Below are 23,139 nucleotides of genomic sequence, written 5' to 3' on the forward strand. Positions count from 1 at the left end.
CCTGCATTCATGAGTTTTTATACATTCAACGACGATTCAAGCTCCATACTATAAAAATACTCCACCTGTTCAACCATGAGTTTACTTCCTATAACTACAGGAACACGCTGATGTAATTCAGTAGGCTGAATATCCAAAATCCGTTCACTGCCAGTAGTAGCTTTGCCTCCTGCCTGCTCAACAATAAAAGCCATAGGGTTACATTCATACATCAAACGCAACTTTCCTGTAGGAAAAGATAATGTTTCAGGGTAAATAAAAACACCTCCACGAATCAAATTACGATGTATATCAGCAACCATTGACCCGATGTAACGGGAAGTATAAGGACGTTTTGAAGCCGAATCTTCAATTTGGCAATATTTAATATAGTTCTTGACCGCTTGTGGAAATTTAATATAATTTCCTTCATTGATAGAATAAATCTGCCCACTTTCAGGAATTCTCATATTAGGATGAGATAAACAGAACTCTCCTATAGAAGGATCTAAAGTAAACCCATTCACACCATTTCCGGTAGTATATACAAGCATAGTCGACGAACCATAGATAATATATCCTGCCGCAACCTGCTTCCGCCCCTGTTGCAATAGTTCATCAGCCATCGAAACAGGTTCATTGTTCGCCCTTCTGTATATTGAAAAAATTGTTCCTACTGAAACATTCACATCGATATTAGAAGAACCATCTAGAGGATCAATACAAACCATGTACTTTGCATTCTTGGAAACAACATCATGCGACAAGTCAATGCCCAATTCATGTTCCTCCGAAGCTAAATAACAGCATTCTCCTCCCCTCTGTAGTGCGGAAGTAAATTGAACATCAGCATAGACATCCAGTTTCTGTTGCACCTCACCCTGTATATTCATATCCCCGCATGCACCCAGAAGATCAGCTAACCCCGCTTTATTAACTTCACGATTTACCACCTTTGCGGCGATAGCGATATCTCTTAACAATCGTGATAACTCTCCTTTTGCAAAAGGAAAATCAGCCTGTTTTTCAATAATAAATTGACCCAACGTTTTCATATATACACAATGATTTAGCCTTTACATTAGACGGTAGTAAAATAGGTATCTTGATATTTTTTGAAGTTATTCTCAAAAAGTGATTTTAGAGCCATGGCCTGCTCATCATAGGCATCATCATTGCCCCACAATTGCTTGGCCCCTAGAATCTGCTCTGGAACTTCTTGACAAAATGTGGGATACTTTAAATTAAAGATCGGATGCACTTCCATAGGATATTCCTCCAGTTCTCCTGATAATGCGGCCTGAATTAAACTACGCGTATAAGCGAGCTTGATGCGCCTACCTACACCATAGGGGCCTCCGATCCAGCCAGTATTGACTAACCAAACCTTAGTATCTGGATTCTTTTTTAATCGATCTCTTAATAACTCAGCATACTCCATAGGATGTAATGGCATAAATGCCTGCCCGAAGCAAGCTGAAAATGTAGCCGTTGGTTTTGAAACCCCCATCTCAGTACCAGCAACCTTTGCAGTATAGCCATTGATAAAATAATACATGGCCTGTTCTATAGTTAACTTTGATATTGGAGGCAAAACTCCAAAAGCATCCGCTGACAAGAAAAATATATTATTAGGTGCATCAACCAATTTAACATCTTTGTAGGAAGAAATATAGGATAATGGATAAGAAACACGCATATTCTCAGTAATACTCGCATCCTCAAAATTAGGAACAGCTGTACCCTCGTGAAATTTAATATTTTCCAAAAGTGATCCCGATTTTATAGCTCCGCAGATCTCCGGTTCTTGTTGCGGATTTAACCCTAAACACTTTGCGTAGCACCCACCCTCAAAATTAAACACACCATTGTCAGACCAGCCGTGTTCATCATCACCAACCAAATTACGATTCACATCCGCAGAAAGTGTCGTTTTACCCGTACCCGATAATCCAAAAAATAAAGCTGTATCTCCATCTTTACCAACATTTGCAGAACAATGCATGGACAAAACTCCATCCTGAACGGGCAATATAAAATTCAAAATCGAAAAAATACTTTTTTTAATTTCTCCAGTATAACCAGTCCCAATGACCAAGACAACACAACGACTAAAATCAATAACAACACAATTTGGAGCATTAAGACCCAACTCCTGAAAATTAGGAACTTGAAGATCCGAAGCCACAAGAACAGTCCAATCGACCTCAGTATATTCAATACCGTTTGTTTCAATAAACATATTGGAAGCAAACAGATCCTGGGTAGCTTTTGTGGAGACAACTAAAAGATGTTTCGATAAATCATCACTCGATACAACCTGACAATCTCTTACAAAAAGTTCCTTAGCCGATAGATACTCAGTAGTCAAGTCATACAATTTTTTAAATGCATCTGGAGTAATTGCTTGGTTAACTTCATTCCAAAAAACTCTGTTTTCAGTTATCTCATCCTTTACGAGATAACGATCCTTAGGAGATCTGCCCGTAAATTTACCGGTCAAAATATTCAAAGCCCCATTTTCAGCCAATGAAGCTTCTCCTTTTTGAATAGCATGTCCAATAAGAGCATTTCTATCCAATTGACAAAATACTTCCTTGGGCTGGTGAATACCCAAAGCAGCTAACTGTTTAATCTTTGATAAAGTCATACTTTTGTTTTAAAATATTGTTCAAATCTAGCTAAATATAACACATAGATACAAACAAAATTTAGCTTATTGTTGAAACTACACATTTATAATACTTTGAAAATAAGAGCATTATTATCACAAATTAATTTAAATATTATTTAAACAGCTAAAATTAAAATATAGATTTAAACATATTTTTGCTAAAAAAAACAAGTCGCAATTCAAAAATAAAGCCCTTGAAATTTAGAATAACAAGGGCTTTGTAAAAATGAATATATTTTAGACCTAAGATTCGATTATAATAGATTGTTTACTAAACAACTTGTATTTTAATATTTCTTCGGAGAGTTTTGAGATAGCATATCCAATAATAGTCACATCATCTATCCATCCCAATACCGGAATAACGTCTGGAATAGCATCTAATGGCGATATCACATATATTATGGTCGCAACGATAACGGATAAATTCCACTTATTCATTTTGTATTTTCCCGAAAATGTATCCTTACACATTGCTATCAACAATTGAAAATCTTCCTTTCGAACATCCAAATTTTTCGCCTTTTGTTCAGCTTCCTCTAAATCCGCCGACGTAATTTTATGTGTTTTAAATCTTTCAAATAGAGCCAGAGCCTTACCTAGAAATTGTTTCTTCATGTCCTTAAATTATAAAAACCATCCCTTAAGACTAAAATATAAGATCAAAGTTTAATCTCAACAATGGTGCAATGTATATTTACTTCAATATCTATTCCAATAAACTATTATATCTCAAAAACAATTAAATACGTTAAGACAGAAATAATCTTATTTATTATCAGTAGCTTTAGTAAGAATTATTATTCACTTAAACATAACTGTTATGGCAAAGGAACAAAATGCGGTAAAGAATGATAAAAAGAAAGCTGAAAAGACGCTAAAAGAAAAAAGAGCTGAGAAAAAAACAAAGAAAGCTAGTAAAAGCAAATCCGAATAAAATAAAATCCCCTTTACTTTTGTAAAGGGGATTTTATTTTATTTGGTTACTAAAAATTAATTGAGATATTTCTTCATTGCCACCTTCAATCGTTCGTCATAACCATAGATATCAGGAAATTGTTGAATTTTATCATCCCCATCTAACCAAGTCGTGTAATAAGATAGGTAAACAGGGATGCCCTCTTTCATTTTCACCCATCTGGAATTATTAACTGAATCTTTGATTTCTGTTGCAATTTTTTCCGCCTCTCTCTCATTATTAACTAAAAAAGCAGCTAAACTGGTAGGATCTTCTACACGTACACATCCATGACTCAAAGCACGGTTACTCACCTTAAATTTCTGTTTAGCAGGAGTATCGTGAAGATAAATAGCATAAGGATTTGCAAAGATGAACTTTATATTCCCTAATGAATTATCAAATCCAGGGTTTTGCTTAAATTTAAAATTCTCTACCGAATCTGCCTGCCAATTTATTGTATAAGGATCAACGATTTGCCCCTTTAGATTATAAACCACCATATTCCGACTCTCAAGATAACCTGGATTAGCTCTTACACTATTTAACAGTTCCTTTTTCACAATACTTTTAGGTATATTCCATACAGGATTAACTTGCATTCTATCCAGTACACCACGCATCATAGGAGTTTCGTGATTTTCCCCTGTTTTAGCAAAAGCTTTGTTTTCAGTCTCTCCCACACAAACATTCATCGTTTGTTCAACAGCCCCTGCTGTGATCATCTGAAGTTTCATTTCCGGAATATTCACGAAGACATATTTATCAGGAAAATCTTCACCCATCCACCGCAACCGTTCCATGGTCATCAAAACTTTGACACGTTCTTCCTTATTAAGATCTCCTTCAAGCAACAGATGCTGAAATTTTCTATAAATAGAATTTGTAGGTTGAGCATGGTTCACAACCTCCGAAACATTTAAAGCACTATCCAACAAGTGCTTTGCCTTATCTAACGAATATCGTTTATGCCCGACAAAATATCTTCCGTAAAGTTTTTTAGGATTTACAATACCGTTTTCCAATACGTTCAAATAGGCAACCAAAGCATCTGAAGAAAGAACTTCCACTTTCGCCAACAATTGGTAAGCCTCATTTAAATCCGTTATTTGCTTACTTTTTAGCCGATTCAAAGCATGGCTTATTTCTACAGTATGAAAAATTGAGGGATCAATACCATGTTCTTCAGATCTTTCTAGATAGTACAATAAAGTATCTGTACCACCCGTAAACAACTGATTAGGTATCCAGGTAAAACCACGAGAGGAATCTGCTAATACACGCATCCATTTCGGGTTAAACAAACGAGAGTTATCACCTTTTAATTCTTTCTCAATAGCAGAGAAATATGCCGTACTATCAAAATCTTTAAATATCTCTTGATCAAATGACTTTGCTAAAATATCACCAAATGTGGGCGGATCTGTTTGACAAGATGAAAAGGAAAGTATAAACAAAAAATATACAAGCACTAAATTTCGCATAATATAATTAAGAAATTGCTCAAAAGCTCAAAGATAACAATGTTTCAAATGATATTGAAATTTGTTATTACAACTACCCTAATTGTCAAGGTCCCGCTACAACCTTATAAAATGAACAGAGCCTAAAATAATGTAATTTTAGGCTCTATTAAAGGTTAAGAAAGACTTAAACTGTCTGTAGATACTGTGCAAAACAATACCCCTCTTCATTATCTTTTGTCCGAACTAACCACCACTGGTCATTAGCTTTACTAATCAATGTGATGATTTCATCCTTTGCAGCTTTCCCAACGATAGGCTGATCAGTACCAGGTCCTTTACGAATGTTCAGATTTGAACTATCAGTAATAACCCTGACCTCACTTCCTGGAACCTCAGTAGCTACCTCTACATCCATAACCACATCTCCTGTTGCAAAATTTGGGTCTATATTTCCATATATTTCCCATAATTTATTCTTAACATCTGCAGAAGGGGCAGTACCCCTAATTTGCAATACGCCATCCTGCTCGGCATAATTTAAATCATTAATACCAGATGATCTCGCAGTATCCAATAATACTTTATATTTTTCTTCTAAAGCCATGATATTCGTTTTTTGAATTAGTTATTTAGTGACAACCGCACTCAGATCAACTTTTTTGGGATGTAAATTATCCAAAGCTTGTTTTAGTGTTACTAACTTTGCTTTTTCAATAGTTCCAGTTACTGAAATAACTCCATCTTTAACAGTAGCCTGTACAGTTGGAAAATCTTTTGTAGCATCAACAATACCTTTAGCTAATGATTCATCCACAGTATTAACAGAAATCTCTGCCGGAGGAACAGCTTGCACGATAATATTATTCACAACAGACTTGATAGACTTATCAGCAGCTTTGACGTCAGTTTCAATCTGAGCCTTCTCTGCATCTGAAGATGCGAAACCTTCCAAAGTAACGACACCATCCTTAACCGATGTCGTTATACCTTGATGGCTAGTAATCACCGTTTCTACTTTAGCTTTTAAATCAGCATCAGAAACTTTAGATTTACAGGAAGGCATTGCAACAGCTAAAGTGCCCGCCATCATTAACATTGGGAATACTCTTTTTAACTCCATAATCACAGTTTTTTATTTTTTTTAAAGCCTAAATCATCCAATATAGACACTTAAATCTAAACAATTATCAGAGTAAATAGTTTCGATCCCCAAACTAATTAATAGAAAGTAGACGTTGTTCTACATTATTGAAGACAAATGATTCCCCAACTTTCTTTCGTAAAAGCAACTTTCCGATTGGCGATTGATTAGATATTACAAACACCTTATCATGATCGATTTTCACAACACCAATGCTAATTGCTATAAAATAAATACCCAAATTTGTTTCCACTATACTTCCATTCTGTACAAAATCCAAATGATTAGGTTCAAGAAGCCCCGTTAATATTAATTCATCCTTTTTTGCTTCTGCCAACTGCATTTGACATCTCGCGATATCCTGTTGCATCATTTCGCGCGTAGTTTCATATTTATCACCCGCACTACTTTTAGTATCATCAGTACTTGCCTCGTGAGCTGATTTCAATGCCAGTTCTAAGTTTGCAATGCGATCCTCAACATGTAATTTACATGATGACATTAACAACGATCGTAATAAAGTATAATCCTTCTCCATGATTGCAAACTAGGGATAAAGATTTAAAGAAAAAAATCAAAATAAAAGTAACTTAAAAACAGCATGATACAGCTCACAATAGATTAAAACAGCTTTAATTGCCAAAATAAATTTGGTAGTGAGCTTAAAATTTGTACTTTTGTGACGGAGAGCTGGCAGAGTGGTCGAATGCGGCAGTCTTGAAAACTGTTGACTGTCATAGGTCCGGGGGTTCGAATCCCTCGCTCTCCGCCAACAAAAAATAAAGCCCAACTGCAAAGTTGGGCTTTATTTTTTGTTGGAAGTTTTTTAAGCTTGCTAAAAAACTTCCAAAACAACAATTCCTGATAAGGCCTCAAACACAATTAATCCCAAGTATGCAATTTGGAAATTGCTAATTTCCCAGCACCTGAGAATAATAAACTCAATCCAATTAGCATGTAAATTGCTAATAATTCCAACGCCCACCCCCCATAGTCGTTTAATTTAAACAGGAACGGAATCTGAGTTAATAATATTGCAGTGAAACAATTAATAGCTAGCACAGCACCAGCTATGCGTGTACGATAACCAATAATGATAAGAATAGGAGCAATGATTTCTCCTACATAAACACCATAACCAAGAAATGAAGGTAGACCGCTAGCGGTTAACAGATTCTTTATAAAATCAATACCTGTAAATAATTTATTTATTCCATAAATCAACATCGGGAATCCAATACCCATCCTTACTAATAAAAGTCCTAAATCAACGTTTTTGTTCATCATGTATATATTAAATTTGTTTTTATTGTAATCTAATTTGACTCATCCTCAACCAAAATCATCAAAAAGCACGAGTAAAAAATATCCCAGCATTTTTAAGAGTTTTCTGATTATTATTCCATTGATCAAGATTCAAAGCCAGACCATAAATAATCTTGTGTTGTTTCCTTCCCAACCTCAACCATTGAAAACCCCGCTGGTATTCATTCCGATCTATATTCGCTACCATTTGGAAACTTATATAACCTTCTATATTTTGTTTTATTCGAGGAAAATAGACCAATTGTAACGATTGTTCAAGTGTCCATTTTTTTTGATATGTACCACCGATAGTATAGCTTGCTCTGAATGTTTTTCGAGTGAGCTGATACTTCAAGGATAGTGTAGAAAATTTGCCTGGATTTTTCACCCCCACCCCCATATTAATAGCGATGTTCTTATGTAGCTTATAAGTAAATGTATTTCTGATGAAAAAAATATTATTTTTGTCACTCCCATATTCGGTATCTAATAAACTGAGATTACTAATAGTAAATTTCTTATTGAAAGTGACATGCACGAGGTGTGTATAAGCCATAGAGCGATACCCGCCGACAAACTCCGGAGCAAAGGAAATCTCTTGTGCAGAAACAAACTGCAAAGTGATAAAAAAGAAGATAAAAGATAAAATTTGTGCGTTCATTTACACCCTTGTTTTTAGTATAAAACAAAGGTAGAACGACTATTTAGGACGAAAATTAAGAATTCTTAAGAAAAATCAAGAACATGCTTTTTTTTGAGCGCACTTAAAAATTCTGGACGCATTCCTAAATAAGAAGCAATGACATACTGAGGAAGCCGTTGTTCTATATCCCTGAATTGAGTGCGAAAATTACTATAGCGTTCATAAGAATTAGTACTAAGATTCTCTATAGTTCTTTCTTGAAGCGCGACATAAGCAGATTGAATTTTCAGTCGAAAAAAACGAGCTATTTCTGGCACCTCTAAATACAACGACTCAAGATTATCTCGATGAATTTGAACGAGTACTGTTTTTTCAATAGATTGCACATACATACGTGAAGGTTGACGGCTTAAATAGCTGTGAAGATCATTAATCCACCAATTTTCAATACCAAATTGAAGTGTATGCTCCTGACTATTTTCATCTAAATAAAAACTCCGCATACAACCACTAACAATAAATCGCATATACCTAGAAACATCACCAGGTTGGATAAGATATTCTTTACGTTTTAATTTCTTGATTTCAAGTTTTTTTAAAACAAAATCAACATCCAAATCTGATAATTTAATAGTTTCTTTAAGATGATCAATAAATCGTAAAAACACTTCCTGTGACTTCATATGCATTCAAAAACTTCTATATTTTTAATGTTTATTAACAAGGTATAATGATACCCAAAAAAGTCTACTAAGATACCTTTTTTAGGAGTAGCAAAACAATCAGACAAAAACGACATCTGAAATTTAGAAGACCAGTTGAAGAATTAGCATAATAAAAAACTGTGAGCTATCTGTAACAGAACTCTATTTTACAGAAAAAACTGAACAAAAAAATACCCATTTACTAATCTTAATGATCTTCAAATGGGTATTATTTATTTTAATTTCGTAATCAAATTTGTTTACAGAAGTGGTTATGCTTTCTTTGGAGGAAGATCAAAGGCAATAGCCTCATGTTCAAAATGACCATTGTGAGCACCATCGCAAAAAGGTTTATTTTTGGATAATCCACAACGACAAATCGAAAGTACTGTTCTTCCCTGCAAACCATAAGTGTCACCATTTCTATCAACGATTTCAAAATCGCCTTCAATTTTTACTGATCCGTTATTATTAATTGTAAGTTTCGTCTTCGACATATCTATTTTATTAATGTGTTTTCTATACAAAACTAGAGATAATGAACTAACTTTACGCAATCTCACTTCTATTTAGAAGCGTTCCGTTTAACGAGACAAAATTCCATAAAAACAATCTACATTAAGCAATAAGACAATATTGATGTACGTAATTTTATTCAATTGTATTAAATAAAGATTAAAAGACCAAAGTACCGTTAACAAGCATAAATCATTTTTAAATGCACAAGAATGAGGTTAGAATAAAGTTGATTGCCAAATAAAAGATATAAATCTATAATCCTGTTCTTCGAACCGTTTTAGAGAACCGTTCGTAAAAGATTCGAGACTGTGACGTGTTTAATTTACCCGATGTTCGGCATTGTTTCGACTATTGTTTTCCTCGCTGTCGAATATCAGTCGATGCAGACTCGAACCAGACTCGAACCAGTTTCGAAGAGATGTCATAAGAATACCGGATCAATGTCGGATCACTATTAAGTGATGTATGCACTTTTACGGACTTTCATGGACTTATACGGACTTTCATGGACTTTAGCAGACTTTAAAATTTTCATCGGACCAATAATGACATCATTTACGAGTAATTTTCGAAGCGGCAATTATAAACAGCTGTCCGTTATAAATTAATAAAGTATTACGTGAGCAAGAAAAAGAAATAATAAGGAAAAAGGACAATTATACGTATAAATGTCCTTTTTCCTCTCTAAACTATGAAAGCTTTAAATCGACCATTAGATAATGCCATGCAGTGAACCACCTTTTGCTCCCATTGCATCTACTCTTTTTTCAACTGCAGGATCTTTAATTAAGTCAGGGGCATGATGCGGCTTACGTCTTGCATCGATAATAACCGGTCCATAACAACCCCAATGTTTATATTTAGTAAAGCTATTGACACCATAAATATCATATGCTGGATTCGATCTTGTAAAGGTTACCCATACAAAATTGTTTTCATTTGCAGCAGTAAAAGATGCGTCATCAACTAAAACAATCATCTGTATGCCCGTAAAATCAACATCTTTCATTGCATCACACCAGTCCTTCAAAATCACTTCCTCTTGCTCATAAGATGAAAATGCAGCACCATCGACAACAAGGATACCAGGCATCGCCATCTTAACATGATTGAAAGGACGAGGAAACGATAATCCCAAAGGAATTTCATTACTCAATATTCTTTTCTTTGAACCTGCGGCAGCAAAAATAACTTTAGAGCCGGAATTAAGTCCATCACCAGAATAATCGAGAGTATCTATAGTAGTATTAGTATGAAAATGTAAATCTCTTGAAAGATCGATTCTTTCTAACATATGACGCAAAAAACCTGAAACATCATAAATATTCAGATCAGGATCATCTTCAATCGCTGCAATAAATAGGTACTTCGCTAAACTAAGTTGATTTTTACCCAATGCCTGGCTGGCTATCGTCAAGATCTCCTGCGGTCTATCCACTTTTTGATACGGCGTGTAGCTTTCTCTTCCTATAGCAAACAATAAGGGATGCACACCAGCGGCATCAACAGCATGAACAGCCTGTAGACCATTAATTTCCTTAGGAATTGCGGCACCTGTAATTTCATGAATCAAATTACCAAAACTTGTATCTTCCTGTGGAGGGCGACCAACAACGGTAAAAGACCAAATCGGATCTTTTTTATGATACACATTATGAACTTTCATTAAAGGAAAAGGATGGGTTAAACTATAATAACCGATATGATCACCAAAAGGACCTTCAGGCTTATTCTCATTAGGATACACGGTTCCTGTTATCACAAAATCAGCATCTGCTGAAATACAAAATCCCTCATGATCATAAAAATAACGGAATCGACGATTTCCTAGAGCCCCGGCAAAAATCATTTCTGACAACCCTTCAGGTAAGGGCATTACTGCTGAAAGAGGATGTGAAGGAGGACCTCCAATGAAAATACTAACTTTCAAAGGTTTCCCTAATTGATTTGCTTTTTGTTGATGAATACCAATACCTCTATGTAATTGATAATGCAGTCCTATTTCTTTATCTTGAATATAATCATTACCAGAGAGTTGTATACGATACATCCCTAGATTTGCCTGCATGATACCCGGCTTAGTAATATCCTCGGTATAAACTTGAGGCATGGTTACAAATGCACCTCCGTCCATAGGCCAATTTACTACTTGAGGCAACTTGCTAATTTCAGTTTTACCATACAAAATAGGCGCATTGGATTTCTTTTTCCAAGGAAGAGCTCCTAATGCGACAGCCGAAGAGCTTAAATATTTAAACGGATTTTTTAAAACTGCGGTAGGGTCCATCTTGACATCAACCAGCTTTTTAATATGATCTAATGTATCCCTAAACATAAATTTAGAACGGTCTAAAGTTCCAAATAAATTAGAAACTGCTGGAAAATCTGTGCCTTTTATATTTTCAAAATACAAAGCCGGTCCCTCTGCGTCGAAAACACGCATGTGAATGGCTGCCATTTCTAAATAAGGATCTACCTCTTCCTTAATTCGGATCAAATGTCCATGTTGCTCTAAATCGCTAACACACTCCGCTAAACTTCTATATCCCATATAGCTCCATTCTATTGTTCTATTACAAAATTAACAGAATAATTGGGAGGAAAAAGTTTTAAAAATACTTACCTTGATTTATTGATCAAGCAAAAAGCAACGATTAATTGTGGTAAAAGTGAAGTGCACTTTTCTAGACCAGCTGGTATTATCAACTTCAGCTTCATATTTCATCACTCTCCTAAATTCATCAAAATTCTCTTCATGAATTCGATAAAAACGAGTGTACACCAATTTTACCAACCATTTCTTGATCGAAAATGTTTTATACTCACGATCAGGATGGTAAACTTCCATGTATTGATTAAAAAGCTGTTTATAGTTTAAAGACTCCTCCCCGCCCAAATAAATTACCTCACCAATAAAATTATCTTCCCAGGGAATTGTCCTAATCCAACGATAAACATCCAATAGTGGGATAGGCTTAAATTTTAAATCGCCGATAAGTTTCCAGTAAGGAATAAATTTACTCTTGGCCAAGCGACCGAAAATATCACTAATAATAGTGCCCTTCCCTACTGCACTACATTTAAGGACAACCGTATACTTAACTCGATGTTCCTCAAATAAACTCTGAATGGCATCAATGTAGAACGAATCCATCAACTGTGCAACATACACAATTCTATTGCACATGTTTTCCTTGCAAACTTGAATAAAATTTCGAAGTGAAATAAGCTCCATTTGCATATTTAATTGGTCATTCAAACCCGGAACCTGAGTAAAATAAATCCCTAACTGCAAATTTCCTAAAGAGAAATTTTTACTCAAAGTATTTGTTTTAAATAAATCAATTTCAATTAAATCTGCTGTTACAGGTTCATTTAATCGTTTATTAAAAAGTTCCAAATTACGAACCAATCCAGTGACTTTAAATTCCGCAGAATTTAGATGACTGACAGCCCTTCTACCCAAATACGTGTTTAAACCTGTAATTAATACTTCCATGAATGAACCATTCAAATTTCTTTAATTAGAGATTAAACAAATAAAAAACACTAAGGTTTAATCACCACCATTTTTTTACACTTACAATTATTGTCCTTTTATTGTCAATATGTAAATAATGTCCATAAAACAAACAATAACCTTATATATTTGTACTTCCTATAAGCTTTTTCGAGGAAAATAATACAAAAAAATTATATCTGTATGGAAAAAAGGGCCGCGTTGATCTGGTTTAGAAATGATTTGAGGCTTCATGACAATGAAGTGTTTTTAGAAGCATCCTCAAAAAGTTCCTTTATCATCCCTATCTTTTGTTTTGATCCCAGATATTATGCTAAAAACCAATACGACTTCTTAAATACAAATGTTATAAGAGCTGCTTTCCAACTAGAAACAGTTAAAGCCCTGAAAGAAAAATTACAATCCTTAGGAAGTGATCTGATTACTTTTGTCGGCTATCCTGAAGATATTATTCCTCGCATTGCACAAAAATATGAGGTCGATGAAGTCTACCATCATCGTGAAGTTGCTAACAGAGAAACTACAATATCCGAAAAAGTAGAAGAAGAACTCTGGAAAAGTAAAATTAATTTAAAGCATATCATCGGTCACACCCTCTACCATAAGGAAGATTTACCTTTTCCAATCCGTGATATTCCAAATTCATTTGCAACATTCAAAAAGAAAATAGAGCGGGAAAGTTTTGTAAGAAGATCAGCAGATTACCCTACTAATTTTGTAACAGCCCCTCATCTCGAGAAAACAGCTCTACCCACTTTGGAAGAGTTAGGTTATAGCAAAGAAGAAATACAACTTGTTAAAAACAAATTCATTGAAGGTGGAGAAGATCTAGCACTTGAAATGATGCAGGCTGTACTGGATGATCCTAGAGGGTCAGAACATGACTATACATTACTATCTCCTTTTATAGCACTGGGCTCATTATCGCCGATAAACCTGTATCATGAAATTAAGAAAAGGGAAAACGGTAAGAAAAATAAACGTTTTGACAAAATCATAGATATGTTACTCTGGAGAGACTATTTCAGATTCATGTTAAAAAAATATCCAAATGTTTTCTTTAAGGAGAAAGGATTTAAAAAAGAGCAAATAATGAGTAAAAATGATCAATTACTCTTTGATAAATGGAGATTTGGAGAAACAGAAAATGATTTTGTTAATCAAAGCATGATCTTACTCCAAAAAACAGGATACCTCCCTTACTTTGCGAGAATTATTGTATCGAGCTTTCTTGTGCAAGAATATAATATCAATTGGCTAAAAGGCGCATATTGGTTTGAACAAAATATATTCGACTACAGTCCCGCAACCAACTATGGCAATTGGTCGCATATAGCAGGGGTCGGTACAAGTGAAAAAGATAATACACCAATAGATTGGCAAAAGTTAATTAATACACATTATCCAAAAGGAATTCAAGAACCAGAGGATTATTGGGGTTAATAATAAAATGGCTTATTTGAATAATTAAATTGCAAATCATCATATAGAGTCAAATTTTTATTCACAATAAAAACAAGATTAAAAATGAAATTCGTTACTAAAATAATCAATCACAGTACCTAAAACTCTATTTTTATTCCTAACTTTGACACATTCATATTTTTTCAAATAGATGGACAAACTTACATATTTGAGTAACGCTGATTCGAGCTATATCGACGGCTTATATCAAGCGTACAAACAAGATCCAGAATCCGTAGATTTTGGATGGCAAAAATTTTTTGAAGGTTTTGACTTTGGTCAAAATGCTGGCGAAAGTGTTGGTGTTTCTGGAGATGCAACACCAGATCATGTTTTAAAAGAGATTAATGTCTTGAACATGATTAATGGCTACAGAGACCGTGGTCATTTATTTACGCAAACAAATCCGGTACGTGAACGTCGCAAATATTATCCTGGAAAAGAATTAGAGACATTTGGCCTTTCTGAAGCTGACATGAGCACAATTTTTAATGCTGGTGTGGAAGTTGGCTTAGGTCCTGCCAAATTAAAAGATATTAGACAATTAATTGAAGATACTTATTGTCGCTCAATTGGTGCAGAATTCAAATACATCCGTAACCCGGAAAAAATTAAATGGTTACAAGATCGTATGGAGGCTGATCGTAACAAGCCTACCTATTCTTTAGACATCAAAAAAAGAATCTTAGACAAATTAAACCATGCAGTTGCTTTTGAAAGTTTCCTAGGAACAAAATTCTTAGGTCAAAAACGTTTCTCTTTAGAAGGTGCAGAAAGTTTAATTCCAGCTTTAGATGCTGTTATCGAAAAAGGTTCTGAATTAGGTATCCAAGAATTTGTAATCGGAATGGCTCACCGTGGCCGTTTAAATGTATTAACAAATATCATGGGTAAACCTTACAAAACTGTTTTTTCAGAATTTGAAGGTAAAACTTATGCCGAAGACCCTGAAATTAACTTTGGTGGTGACGTAAAATATCACTTAGGCTATTCAACAGATGTTAAAACAGATGATGGTAAAACAATCCATTTGAGTTTAGCTCCAAACCCTTCTCACTTAGAAACCGTAGATCCAATTGTTGAAGGTTTAGTTCGTTCAAAAATTGACATGAAATATGAAGGCGATTCATCTAAAATCGCTCCTATTGCTATTCATGGTGATGCTGCTATCGCTGGTCAAGGTGTTGTATATGAAGTAACACAGATGTCCAAATTGGATGGTTATAAAACAGGTGGTACAATCCACATTGTCATTAACAACCAAATTGGTTTCACAACAAATTATAAAGACGCCCGTTCTGGTACATACTGTACAGATGTTGCAAAAATTACTTCTTCACCTGTGTTCCACGTGAATGGTGATGATGCTGAAGCTTTAGTATATGCCATTAAATTGGCAGTGGAATACCGTCAAAAATATAAAACTGACGTTTTCATTGATTTATTATGTTACAGAAGATTTGGACATAATGAGGCTGATGAACCTAAGTTCACGCAACCATTACTGTACAAATTGATCGAAAAACATCCGAATCCAAAGGAAGTTTATGCTAAAAAATTAATCGAAGAAGGTAGTATAGATGAAGCTTATTCTAAAAAAATAGAAAAAGACTTCAAAGCAATTCTACAAGAGAAATTAGAAGAATCAAAAGAAGTTGTTAACTTAACAGAAGAAACTCCAATGTTCTCAGGCGCTTGGAAAGGTCTTCGTCCTGCTAAAAAAGGTGAATCTTTCAAACCTGTAAAAACCAATGTATCGGATAAAACATTCTTACAGTTAGCAAAAGAAATTACAACACTTCCTAAAGATAAAAGCTTCTTCCGTAAAATCTCTCGCTTATTCGAAGATCGTGCAAAGATGATTGAAAAAGATTCTTACGATTGGGCAATGGGCGAATTAATGGCTTATGCTACATTATTAAATGAAGGAAGCCGCGTACGTATTTCTGGTCAAGATGTACAGCGTGGTACATTCTCTCACAGACATGCTGTATTAACATTAGAAAATTCAGAAGAAACTTACACACCATTAGCAAATATCAATGGTGGAGATAAATTCTCAATTTACAACTCCCTACTTTCTGAGTATGCAGTATTAGGTTTCGAATATGGTTATGCTTCAGCAAACCCACATGCATTAACAATTTGGGAAGCACAATTTGGAGATTTCTACAATGGTGCACAGATTATTGTGGATCAGTATTTATCATCTGCAGAAACGAAATGGAAACGTTCTAATGGTTTAGTCATGTTATTACCTCACGGTATGGAAGGTCAAGGTCCTGAGCACTCTTCGGCTCGTATCGAAAGATTCTTAGAGCTTTGTGCGGACGAAAACTTGATCTTAGCAAACTGTACAACACCTGCAAACTACTTCCATTTATTACGCCGTCAACAAGTTCGTGAATTCCGCAAACCATTAGTAGCGTTTACTCCAAAATCGTTGTTGCGCCATCCCAAAGTTGTTTCTTCATTGAAAGATTTCACGACCAGCACTTTCCAAGAGGTAATTGACGATGCAAATGTAAATGCAAAAGATGTAAAACGTGTGTTGTTCTGCTCTGGTAAAGTATACTTCGATTTATTAGAAAAACAAGAAGCTGATAAACGTAAAGATATTGCAATTGTGAGGTTAGAACAATTATTCCCTATTCCTGAGGAACAATTGAAAGCTATCCGTAAAAAATACAACAAAGCAAAAGAATTTATTTGGGTTCAAGAAGAAAACGAAAACATGGGAGCTTGGTCTTACTACTGTCGTAAACTAATGAATACTGAAATTGCATTCACTGGATTTGTAGCACGTAAGGAAAGCGGTAGTACTGCTACTGGTTATATGAAACAGCACGTAGCACAACAAGCTAGCATTTTAAATAAATCATTCGAATAAAAACAATTTTTATCCAATTGCGTCTTTTATCAAAAAGACGCAATTGTCTGTAAAGAACATTATATATGAGCTTAGAAATTAAAGTACCAACCGTAGGTGAATCCATTACTGAGGTAACCTTGTCACAATGGTTGAAACAAGATGGCGATTACGTCGAAATGGACGAAAACATCGCTGAATTGGAATCTGATAAAGCAACTTTTGAATTACCAGCAGAAAAAGCAGGTATTTTAAAAATCATTGCTCAAGAAGGTGATACTTTAGAAATTGGTGCTGTAGTATGTACTATCGAAGAAGGTGGTGCTCCTGCTGGTGATGCAAAACCTGCAGCTGCTGCTTCTGAAGAAAAAGCTAGCACTCCTGCTGCAACAGCTAATGTTGCTGATGAGAATCCTGATTCTTATGCTGCTGGAACTGCTTCTCCTGCTGCCGCTAAAATTTTAAGAGAAAAAGGAATTGATCCTGCTACTATTAAGGGTACAGGTAAAGAAGGTCGTATTACAAAAGAAGATGCTGAAAAAGCACAAGTAGCTCCTAAAGCAGCTGCTCCTGCTAAAGAAGCACCAAAGGCTACTGCTCCAGTTGCTGTAGCTGGTTCACGTAACGAACGTCGTGAAAAAATGACTTCATTGCGTAAAACAATTGCGAAACGCTTAGTTTCTGTTAAAAATGAAACAGCAATGTTAACAACTTTCAATGAAGTTAACATGCAACCGATTATGGATCTACGTGCTAAATACAAAGATACCTTCAAAGAAAAGCATGGTGTAGGTCTAGGCTTCATGTCATTCTTCACGAAGGCTGTTACAACAGCATTAAAAGAATGGCCTGCAGTAAACGCTAGAATTGAAGAAAATGAATTAGTATATTCCGATTTTGCAGATATTTCAATCGCAGTTTCTGCTCCTAAAGGATTAGTCGTTCCTGTTCTTAGAAACGCAGAGTCAATGTCATTACATGAAATCGAAAAAGGAATTGGCGCATTAGCTGTAAAAGCACGTGACAACAAATTAACGATCGACGAAATGACTGGTGGTACATTTACAATTACGAACGGTGGTGTATTTGGTTCAATGATGTCAACTCCGATTATCAATGCTCCACAATCTGCTATCCTAGGTATGCACAACATCATCCAACGTCCAGTTGCAGAGAATGGTCAAGTCGTTATCCGTCCAATGATGTATATCGCACTTTCATATGATCACCGCGTGATTGATGGTCGTGAGTCTGTAAGCTTCTTAGTACGTGTAAAACAGTTATTAGAAGATCCTGCTCGTTTGTTATTAGAAGTTTAATAACAAATAAAAGCTATTAAATAGAAAATCCCGATGAGAATTATTCTCATCGGGATTTTTTTATTTAATAAAACTTAAACCCCTAACCTAATAGTGTTCTAATTTATTTATGCTCTCGCCTGCAAAGCCAAGGCGTACAATTTCATTTGTTTCACCATGGATAGCAATCCATTGGCACGAGTCGGCGAAAGATGTTCATGAAGACCGATCTGATTAATAAAATATAAATCAGCATCCACAATTTCTTTTGCTGTATGACCAGACAAAACCTTTACCATCAAACTCACCAAGCCTTTTGTAATGATTGCATCACTATCAGCAGTGAAATACACTTTTCCATCTTTCACTTCAGGAAATAACCAAACTTTCGATTGGCATCCTTTAATGATGTAATCATCTTTTTTATGTTCTTCACTTATTAATGGAACTTCCTTTCCTAATTGAATGATATATTCATATTTTTCCATCCAATCTGTAAAAAAAGAAAAATCCTCAATTAACTCATCTTGTATTTCGTTAATAGTCATTACTATTTATATTTTTTTAAACTAACATATTTGCAGCCCTCTTTAGACCTGCAACTAAAGTATCCACCTCTTGTTTCGTATTGTACAAGGCAAATGAAGCCCTTATTGTACCTGGAATACCGAATTTGTCCATAACCGGCTGTGCACAATGATGCCCTGTACGAACTGCAATTCCTAACTTATCTAAAATAACCCCAACATCATAAGGGTGAGTACCATCAATCAGAAAAGAGATTACCGAACTCTTATGAGCCGCTGTACCAATAAAACGAATTCCTGGTACAGTTTCCAATTGCTCTTGTGCGTAAGACAATAATTCTTCCTCATAAGAAGCAATCTCATCAATACCGATAGCATTAATGTACTCGATAGCAGCATTTAAACAAATACCTGCTTCAATATTTGGTGTCCCTGCCTCAAACTTAAATGGTAATTCATTATACGTTGTCTTCTCAAAAGTCACTTCTTTAATCATATCTCCCCCACCCTGGTAAGGAGGGATAGCATTCAAAGCATCCTCTTTTCCATATAAAACTCCAATACCCGTAGGGCCATACATTTTATGTCCAGAAAAAGCAAGAAAATCGACATCTAGATCTTGTACATCAATTTTTATATGTTGAATAGCTTGAGCTGCATCTAAAAAAACAGGAACATGATGTTCATGTGCTATAGCAATCATATCTTTAATAGGATTGATCGTACCTAATGAATTTGAAACATAAGTAAAAGAAGCAATCTTAGTTTTTTCAGAGAACAACCCTTTATAAGCTTCGATATCCAGTTCCCCCTGCTCATTCATAGGAATAACCTTTAGAATAGCACCTTTTTCTTCACAGATCATCTGCCATGGAACTATGTTTGAATGATGCTCCATTGCCGAAATAATGATCTCATCACCAAGGCCAATATTTGCTTTACCAAAACAAGTCGCAATTATATTAATACTATGGGTTGTACCTGTAGTGATAATGATTTCATGCTCATGCCTAGCATTTATAAAAGACTGAATATTCCTTCTAGTCACTTCAAAAGCGTCCGTGGAAATTTGACTTAAATAATGAACTCCTCGGTGAACATTACTATTCATATCTGAATAATAATGAGTTATTGCATCAATAACAGACTGCGGCTTTTGAGTCGTCGCTCCGTTATCTAAATAAACTAAAGGCTTTCCATTGACTTCCCTTTTAAGTATTGGAAAGTCTGCTCTTATCTTACTTACATCGAAATCTTTCAATTTGTTTTGCTTCATGATATGAGCAAAGTTAACAGTATTTTAGCGAAAAAATGTCTTCGTTATCTACTTTTTAAATATAGCGACACATTTGTCCCATTTTTTTAATTTAGCTCTATACTTGATTTTTATCACATAAACGTATAATCTTTTTTCTAATACAATTAATATTGAACCTATTTAATTATCTTTGTATTGATATGCAAGAATTACCTCTAAATTTACCCGAAGGCTCACGAAAAGAAGTTATGAGCTATTTGGAACCGTTCATGCTTAACGAGATGAGCGATTATTTAAAGCCTGTAGACGAAATGTGGCAACCTGCAGATTTTCTACCAGATGCTTCTAGAGATACATTTTTTGAAGAAATTAGAGATTTGCAAGAGAGTGCAAGAGAACTTCCATATGATTTAGTTGCTGTATTAGTTGGTGATACGATTACAGAAGAAGCGTTACCTACATACGAATCCTGGTTAACCATGGTTGAGGATGTAGAGAAAAATGAACAAGGTGGCTGGATGAGATGGGTACGTGCTTGGACTGCTGAAGAAAATCGTCATGGTGACCTTCTGAACAAGTATCTATATTTATCAGGAAGAATTGATATGCGTCAATTCGAGATCTCAACACAATATTTAATAAAAGATGGTTTTGATATTGGTACTGGAGCAGACCCTTACCGTAACTTTATTTACACATCTTTCCAAGAATTAGCAACCAATGTTTCTCACCGCCGGGTCGCAGGTCTCTCCAAAAAGAGCGGTGATAAATTATTAGCAAAAATGTGTGGTGTTATTGCTTCAGATGAAGCACGTCATGCCAAAGCATATATGTCATTTATATCCCATGCATTAGTCGTTGATCCTAGTGAAGTAATGATTGCTTTTGAAGATATGATGCGTAAGAAAATTGTTATGCCTGCACAATTCTTAAGGGAGTCCGGAGAACCACAAGGGGAAGCATTTGCGCACTTTTCTGATGCAGCACAACGTCTCAATATCTATACAGCGATTGATTATGTTGATATATTAAAAGAATTAAATGCTGATTGGAAAATCGATCAAGTGACCGGTTTAAATGAAAAAGGAGAAAAAGCGAGAGATTATCTAATGAGACTACCAGATCGCTTACTTAGATTAGCAGACAGAATGAAGGTTCCAGAAACGGAATATAAGTTTAAATGGATCTACGATCAGAAATAATAAAAAAAGCTCGATAATTAATTATCGAGCTTTTTTTATTATTTCACAAAATTATGGATAAGTGGATTATTTCACTCCCCCCATTAATTTCTTCACCAATGGTGATAAAGCAATTAAAACCACTCCGGCTATTAAAGAATAAATACCCAGTTGCTTATAGCTATCCGTATAAGTGATTAATTTATCCGCCAAAGAATCACCTTCTCGAGCTTCAGCCATACTAGCTCCTATTAAACCCGCTACATATTGACCATAAGCACTAGCTAAAAACCACATCCCCATCATAATTCCCTGCAGCTTCCCTGGCGACAGTTTAGTCATTATAGATAAACCAATAGGCGATAAACATAATTCACCAACAGTGATCACTAAAAGCGCTAAAGTAAAGATATCTAAAGATGCGATTCCATCCTGCGCAAAAAATTTAGTTCCAAATAATACGTAATAACCTAAACCTAGAAAAATAAATCCTAAACCAAATTTAATAATGGTATTCGGTTCCATCTTTCTTTTTGACAGCCAAATCCACAATAGTCCAAAAATTGGAGCCAAAATAATAATGAAAAATGCTCCTCCCGAATTATTAACGCCATTAGGATCTAAATGAAATAATCCACCTAACATGGAGTCATTCAAATTCTTCGCTGCAAAAATGCTCAATGAACCACCACTCTGTTCGTAAATTCCCCAAAAAATGATAGAAAATAAAATAAAGACCAAAGCAGCAATCAATTTATTTCTTTCGACCTTATTTAGTTTTGTCATTTCATAGAACAAGTATATCAATGTCAATGGACCGATTAGGTACATAAAAATATCCGTATACTCCGTTTTAGAAACCATCACCTGCACTAACGGTATTAATAATAAAGTCGCTAGATAAACAGCATATTCTGCCCACTTAGGTAATGCCTTAACTTTAACAATAGCATCTGGATGTCCTGGCTTTAAACCGATAGGTCCTAAGTGAAACTTGGTAAAATGAAAATTAATGAGACTGATCAGCATACCGATAGCAGCTAGACCAAAAGCAACATTCCAACGATGTGCCTCATCAATTACTGAAGCTAGCATATATCCCTTTCCAATTGCAACACAAATGTACCCACCTAGGAATGCACCTAAGTTTATCCCAGCATAGAATAATGAAAATCCCGCATCGCGACGATTATCATCCGAGCGATATAATTCACCCACCATTGTTGAAATATTTGGCTTAAAAAAACCCGTCCCGATAATGATAAATGCTAATCCGAAGAAGAAAAATTGATGTGGATCTGTTGCTAATAATGCACTACCAACAATCATCAAAGTACCACCCCAAAAAAGAGATTTTCTAAATCCTAATATTTTATCAGCAAATAAACCACCGATAAAAGTAAAAGCATATACAAAAGCCTGAGTCGCTCCGTATTGCAAATTTGCTTCCTTTTCTGCAAAATTAAGCTGCGTGATCATAAAGAAAACCAGCATACCCCGCATACCGTAAAAGCAAAAGCGTTCCCACATTTCCGAGAAAAATAAACTCCAAATCTGCTTTGGATATTTTCCTTCAAAATGTTGAACTTGTTCTAATGTTTGTTGTCCTTGTTTTGACATTTCGATTATTATT

20 protein-coding genes and 1 tRNA gene are annotated in these 23,139 nt (G+C 35.1%); 5 read left to right on the top strand and 16 right to left on the bottom strand.

From position 1 onward, the window contains the following. Positions 1 to 17 precede the first annotated feature (17 nt). The 7 genes from fbp to ACFS6I_RS16505 form a co-directional block, all read right to left on the bottom strand. A complete protein-coding gene (fbp, locus tag ACFS6I_RS16475; RefSeq protein ID WP_132771990.1) occupies positions 18 to 1,034 on the bottom strand; it encodes a class 1 fructose-bisphosphatase in 1,017 nt (338 codons plus the stop codon). Positions 1,035 to 1,060: 26 nt separating this feature from the next. Continuing rightward, complete coding sequence (gene pckA, locus ACFS6I_RS16480; RefSeq protein WP_380922221.1) at positions 1,061 to 2,629, bottom strand: phosphoenolpyruvate carboxykinase (ATP); 1,569 nt, start codon at positions 2,627 to 2,629, stop codon at positions 1,061 to 1,063. A gap of 267 nt (positions 2,630 to 2,896) precedes the next feature. Continuing rightward, positions 2,897 to 3,271 carry a YkvA family protein gene (locus tag ACFS6I_RS16485; RefSeq protein WP_380922223.1) on the bottom strand — a complete coding sequence of 125 codons (375 nt, stop codon included), beginning with the start codon at positions 3,269 to 3,271 and terminating at the stop codon, positions 2,897 to 2,899. A 375-nt stretch (positions 3,272 to 3,646) separates the two neighbouring features. Beyond that, complete coding sequence (locus tag ACFS6I_RS16490) at positions 3,647 to 5,095, bottom strand: L,D-transpeptidase family protein (RefSeq protein ID WP_380922225.1); 1,449 nt, start codon at positions 5,093 to 5,095, stop codon at positions 3,647 to 3,649. Between the two features lie 166 nt (positions 5,096 to 5,261). Next, complete coding sequence (locus ACFS6I_RS16495) at positions 5,262 to 5,681, bottom strand: SH3 domain-containing protein (protein ID WP_021189752.1); 420 nt, start codon at positions 5,679 to 5,681, stop codon at positions 5,262 to 5,264. 21 nt (positions 5,682 to 5,702) lie between these two features. After that, positions 5,703 to 6,197 carry a BON domain-containing protein gene (locus tag ACFS6I_RS16500; RefSeq protein WP_021189751.1) on the bottom strand — a complete coding sequence of 165 codons (495 nt, stop codon included), beginning with the start codon at positions 6,195 to 6,197 and terminating at the stop codon, positions 5,703 to 5,705. A 94-nt stretch (positions 6,198 to 6,291) separates the two neighbouring features. Next, on the bottom strand, positions 6,292 to 6,756 hold the full coding sequence (locus ACFS6I_RS16505) for a 3-oxoacyl-ACP synthase (RefSeq protein ID WP_380922227.1): 465 nt from the start codon (positions 6,754 to 6,756) through the stop codon (positions 6,292 to 6,294). A 146-nt stretch (positions 6,757 to 6,902) separates the two neighbouring features. On the opposite strand from ACFS6I_RS16505, the gene ACFS6I_RS16510 reads away from it, so the two are divergent. Next, positions 6,903 to 6,990: transfer RNA gene (locus ACFS6I_RS16510), tRNA-Ser, on the top strand. Between the two features lie 110 nt (positions 6,991 to 7,100). On the opposite strand, the gene ACFS6I_RS16515 is transcribed toward ACFS6I_RS16510, so the two are convergent. From ACFS6I_RS16515 to ACFS6I_RS16540, 6 genes are all read right to left on the bottom strand, one after another. Further along, on the bottom strand, positions 7,101 to 7,505 hold the full coding sequence (locus ACFS6I_RS16515; protein ID WP_380922228.1) for a DoxX family protein: 405 nt from the start codon (positions 7,503 to 7,505) through the stop codon (positions 7,101 to 7,103). Between the two features lie 58 nt (positions 7,506 to 7,563). Further along, the gene (locus ACFS6I_RS16520; RefSeq protein ID WP_380922230.1) at positions 7,564 to 8,184 is read right to left on the bottom strand and encodes a hypothetical protein; all 621 of its coding nucleotides are present in this window, start codon (positions 8,182 to 8,184) and stop codon (positions 7,564 to 7,566) included. Positions 8,185 to 8,249: 65 nt separating this feature from the next. After that, positions 8,250 to 8,849: a Crp/Fnr family transcriptional regulator gene (locus ACFS6I_RS16525; protein ID WP_380922232.1), complete on the bottom strand. Its 600-nt coding sequence runs from the start codon at positions 8,847 to 8,849 to the stop codon at positions 8,250 to 8,252. A 293-nt stretch (positions 8,850 to 9,142) separates the two neighbouring features. Then, entirely contained in the window at positions 9,143 to 9,367 is a 225-nt protein-coding gene (locus ACFS6I_RS16530; protein ID WP_021189749.1) for a CDGSH iron-sulfur domain-containing protein, read from the bottom strand. A 734-nt stretch (positions 9,368 to 10,101) separates the two neighbouring features. Next, entirely contained in the window at positions 10,102 to 11,940 is a 1,839-nt protein-coding gene (locus tag ACFS6I_RS16535; RefSeq protein ID WP_380922234.1) for a UbiD family decarboxylase, read from the bottom strand. A 78-nt stretch (positions 11,941 to 12,018) separates the two neighbouring features. Further along, on the bottom strand, positions 12,019 to 12,888 hold the full coding sequence (locus ACFS6I_RS16540) for a hypothetical protein (RefSeq protein WP_183915574.1): 870 nt from the start codon (positions 12,886 to 12,888) through the stop codon (positions 12,019 to 12,021). A gap of 204 nt (positions 12,889 to 13,092) precedes the next feature. Between ACFS6I_RS16540 and ACFS6I_RS16545 the strand changes: the two genes are divergently transcribed. From ACFS6I_RS16545 to odhB, 3 genes are all read left to right on the top strand, one after another. After that, positions 13,093 to 14,352, top strand: coding sequence for a deoxyribodipyrimidine photo-lyase (locus ACFS6I_RS16545; protein ID WP_183915576.1), 1,260 nt, complete (start codon positions 13,093 to 13,095; stop codon positions 14,350 to 14,352). A gap of 172 nt (positions 14,353 to 14,524) precedes the next feature. Then, positions 14,525 to 17,263 carry a 2-oxoglutarate dehydrogenase E1 component gene (locus ACFS6I_RS16550; protein WP_132771996.1) on the top strand — a complete coding sequence of 913 codons (2,739 nt, stop codon included), beginning with the start codon at positions 14,525 to 14,527 and terminating at the stop codon, positions 17,261 to 17,263. A 65-nt stretch (positions 17,264 to 17,328) separates the two neighbouring features. Further along, complete coding sequence (gene odhB / locus ACFS6I_RS16555; RefSeq protein ID WP_380922237.1) at positions 17,329 to 18,561, top strand: 2-oxoglutarate dehydrogenase complex dihydrolipoyllysine-residue succinyltransferase; 1,233 nt, start codon at positions 17,329 to 17,331, stop codon at positions 18,559 to 18,561. Between the two features lie 107 nt (positions 18,562 to 18,668). Here the strand turns inward: odhB and ACFS6I_RS16560 are convergent, their stop codons facing one another. Next, positions 18,669 to 19,088, bottom strand: a complete 420-nt coding sequence (locus ACFS6I_RS16560) for a SufE family protein (protein WP_168128031.1) — start codon at positions 19,086 to 19,088, stop codon at positions 18,669 to 18,671. Positions 19,089 to 19,104: 16 nt separating this feature from the next. Beyond that, complete coding sequence (locus tag ACFS6I_RS16565) at positions 19,105 to 20,343, bottom strand: SufS family cysteine desulfurase (RefSeq protein ID WP_380922239.1); 1,239 nt, start codon at positions 20,341 to 20,343, stop codon at positions 19,105 to 19,107. A 182-nt stretch (positions 20,344 to 20,525) separates the two neighbouring features. On the opposite strand from ACFS6I_RS16565, the gene ACFS6I_RS16570 reads away from it, so the two are divergent. Then, positions 20,526 to 21,527 (top strand): acyl-ACP desaturase, encoded by a 1,002-nt coding sequence (locus ACFS6I_RS16570; RefSeq protein ID WP_132771999.1) that lies wholly within the window; start codon positions 20,526 to 20,528, stop codon positions 21,525 to 21,527. A gap of 66 nt (positions 21,528 to 21,593) precedes the next feature. Here the strand turns inward: ACFS6I_RS16570 and ACFS6I_RS16575 are convergent, their stop codons facing one another. Next, on the bottom strand, positions 21,594 to 23,126 hold the full coding sequence (locus ACFS6I_RS16575; protein ID WP_380922241.1) for a peptide MFS transporter: 1,533 nt from the start codon (positions 23,124 to 23,126) through the stop codon (positions 21,594 to 21,596). Positions 23,127 to 23,139 lie beyond the last annotated feature (13 nt).

The organism is Sphingobacterium anhuiense (assembly GCF_042686355.1).
Taxonomy (GTDB): domain Bacteria; phylum Bacteroidota; class Bacteroidia; order Sphingobacteriales; family Sphingobacteriaceae; genus Sphingobacterium; species Sphingobacterium anhuiense.

Excerpts from the sequence above, each read along its gene's own strand:
- fbp (WP_132771990.1), bottom strand. The coding sequence starts at position 1,034 with ATGAAAACGTTGGGTCAATTTATTATTGAAAAACAGGCTGATTTTCCT.
- pckA (WP_380922221.1), bottom strand. The coding sequence starts at position 2,629 with ATGACTTTATCAAAGATTAAACAGTTAGCTGCTTTGGGTATTCACCAG.
- ACFS6I_RS16485 (WP_380922223.1), bottom strand. The coding sequence starts at position 3,271 with ATGAAGAAACAATTTCTAGGTAAGGCTCTGGCTCTATTTGAAAGATTT.
- ACFS6I_RS16490 (WP_380922225.1), bottom strand. The coding sequence starts at position 5,095 with ATGCGAAATTTAGTGCTTGTATATTTTTTGTTTATACTTTCCTTTTCA.
- ACFS6I_RS16495 (WP_021189752.1), bottom strand. The coding sequence starts at position 5,681 with ATGGCTTTAGAAGAAAAATATAAAGTATTATTGGATACTGCGAGATCA.
- ACFS6I_RS16500 (WP_021189751.1), bottom strand. The coding sequence starts at position 6,197 with ATGGAGTTAAAAAGAGTATTCCCAATGTTAATGATGGCGGGCACTTTA.
- ACFS6I_RS16505 (WP_380922227.1), bottom strand. The coding sequence starts at position 6,756 with ATGGAGAAGGATTATACTTTATTACGATCGTTGTTAATGTCATCATGT.
- ACFS6I_RS16515 (WP_380922228.1), bottom strand. The coding sequence starts at position 7,505 with ATGATGAACAAAAACGTTGATTTAGGACTTTTATTAGTAAGGATGGGT.
- ACFS6I_RS16520 (WP_380922230.1), bottom strand. The coding sequence starts at position 8,184 with ATGAACGCACAAATTTTATCTTTTATCTTCTTTTTTATCACTTTGCAG.
- ACFS6I_RS16525 (WP_380922232.1), bottom strand. The coding sequence starts at position 8,849 with ATGAAGTCACAGGAAGTGTTTTTACGATTTATTGATCATCTTAAAGAA.
- ACFS6I_RS16530 (WP_021189749.1), bottom strand. The coding sequence starts at position 9,367 with ATGTCGAAGACGAAACTTACAATTAATAATAACGGATCAGTAAAAATT.
- ACFS6I_RS16535 (WP_380922234.1), bottom strand. The coding sequence starts at position 11,940 with ATGGGATATAGAAGTTTAGCGGAGTGTGTTAGCGATTTAGAGCAACAT.
- ACFS6I_RS16540 (WP_183915574.1), bottom strand. The coding sequence starts at position 12,888 with ATGGAAGTATTAATTACAGGTTTAAACACGTATTTGGGTAGAAGGGCT.
- ACFS6I_RS16545 (WP_183915576.1), top strand. The coding sequence starts at position 13,093 with ATGGAAAAAAGGGCCGCGTTGATCTGGTTTAGAAATGATTTGAGGCTT.
- ACFS6I_RS16550 (WP_132771996.1), top strand. The coding sequence starts at position 14,525 with ATGGACAAACTTACATATTTGAGTAACGCTGATTCGAGCTATATCGAC.
- odhB (WP_380922237.1), top strand. The coding sequence starts at position 17,329 with ATGAGCTTAGAAATTAAAGTACCAACCGTAGGTGAATCCATTACTGAG.
- ACFS6I_RS16560 (WP_168128031.1), bottom strand. The coding sequence starts at position 19,088 with ATGACTATTAACGAAATACAAGATGAGTTAATTGAGGATTTTTCTTTT.
- ACFS6I_RS16565 (WP_380922239.1), bottom strand. The coding sequence starts at position 20,343 with ATGAAGCAAAACAAATTGAAAGATTTCGATGTAAGTAAGATAAGAGCA.
- ACFS6I_RS16570 (WP_132771999.1), top strand. The coding sequence starts at position 20,526 with ATGCAAGAATTACCTCTAAATTTACCCGAAGGCTCACGAAAAGAAGTT.
- ACFS6I_RS16575 (WP_380922241.1), bottom strand. The coding sequence starts at position 23,126 with ATGTCAAAACAAGGACAACAAACATTAGAACAAGTTCAACATTTTGAA.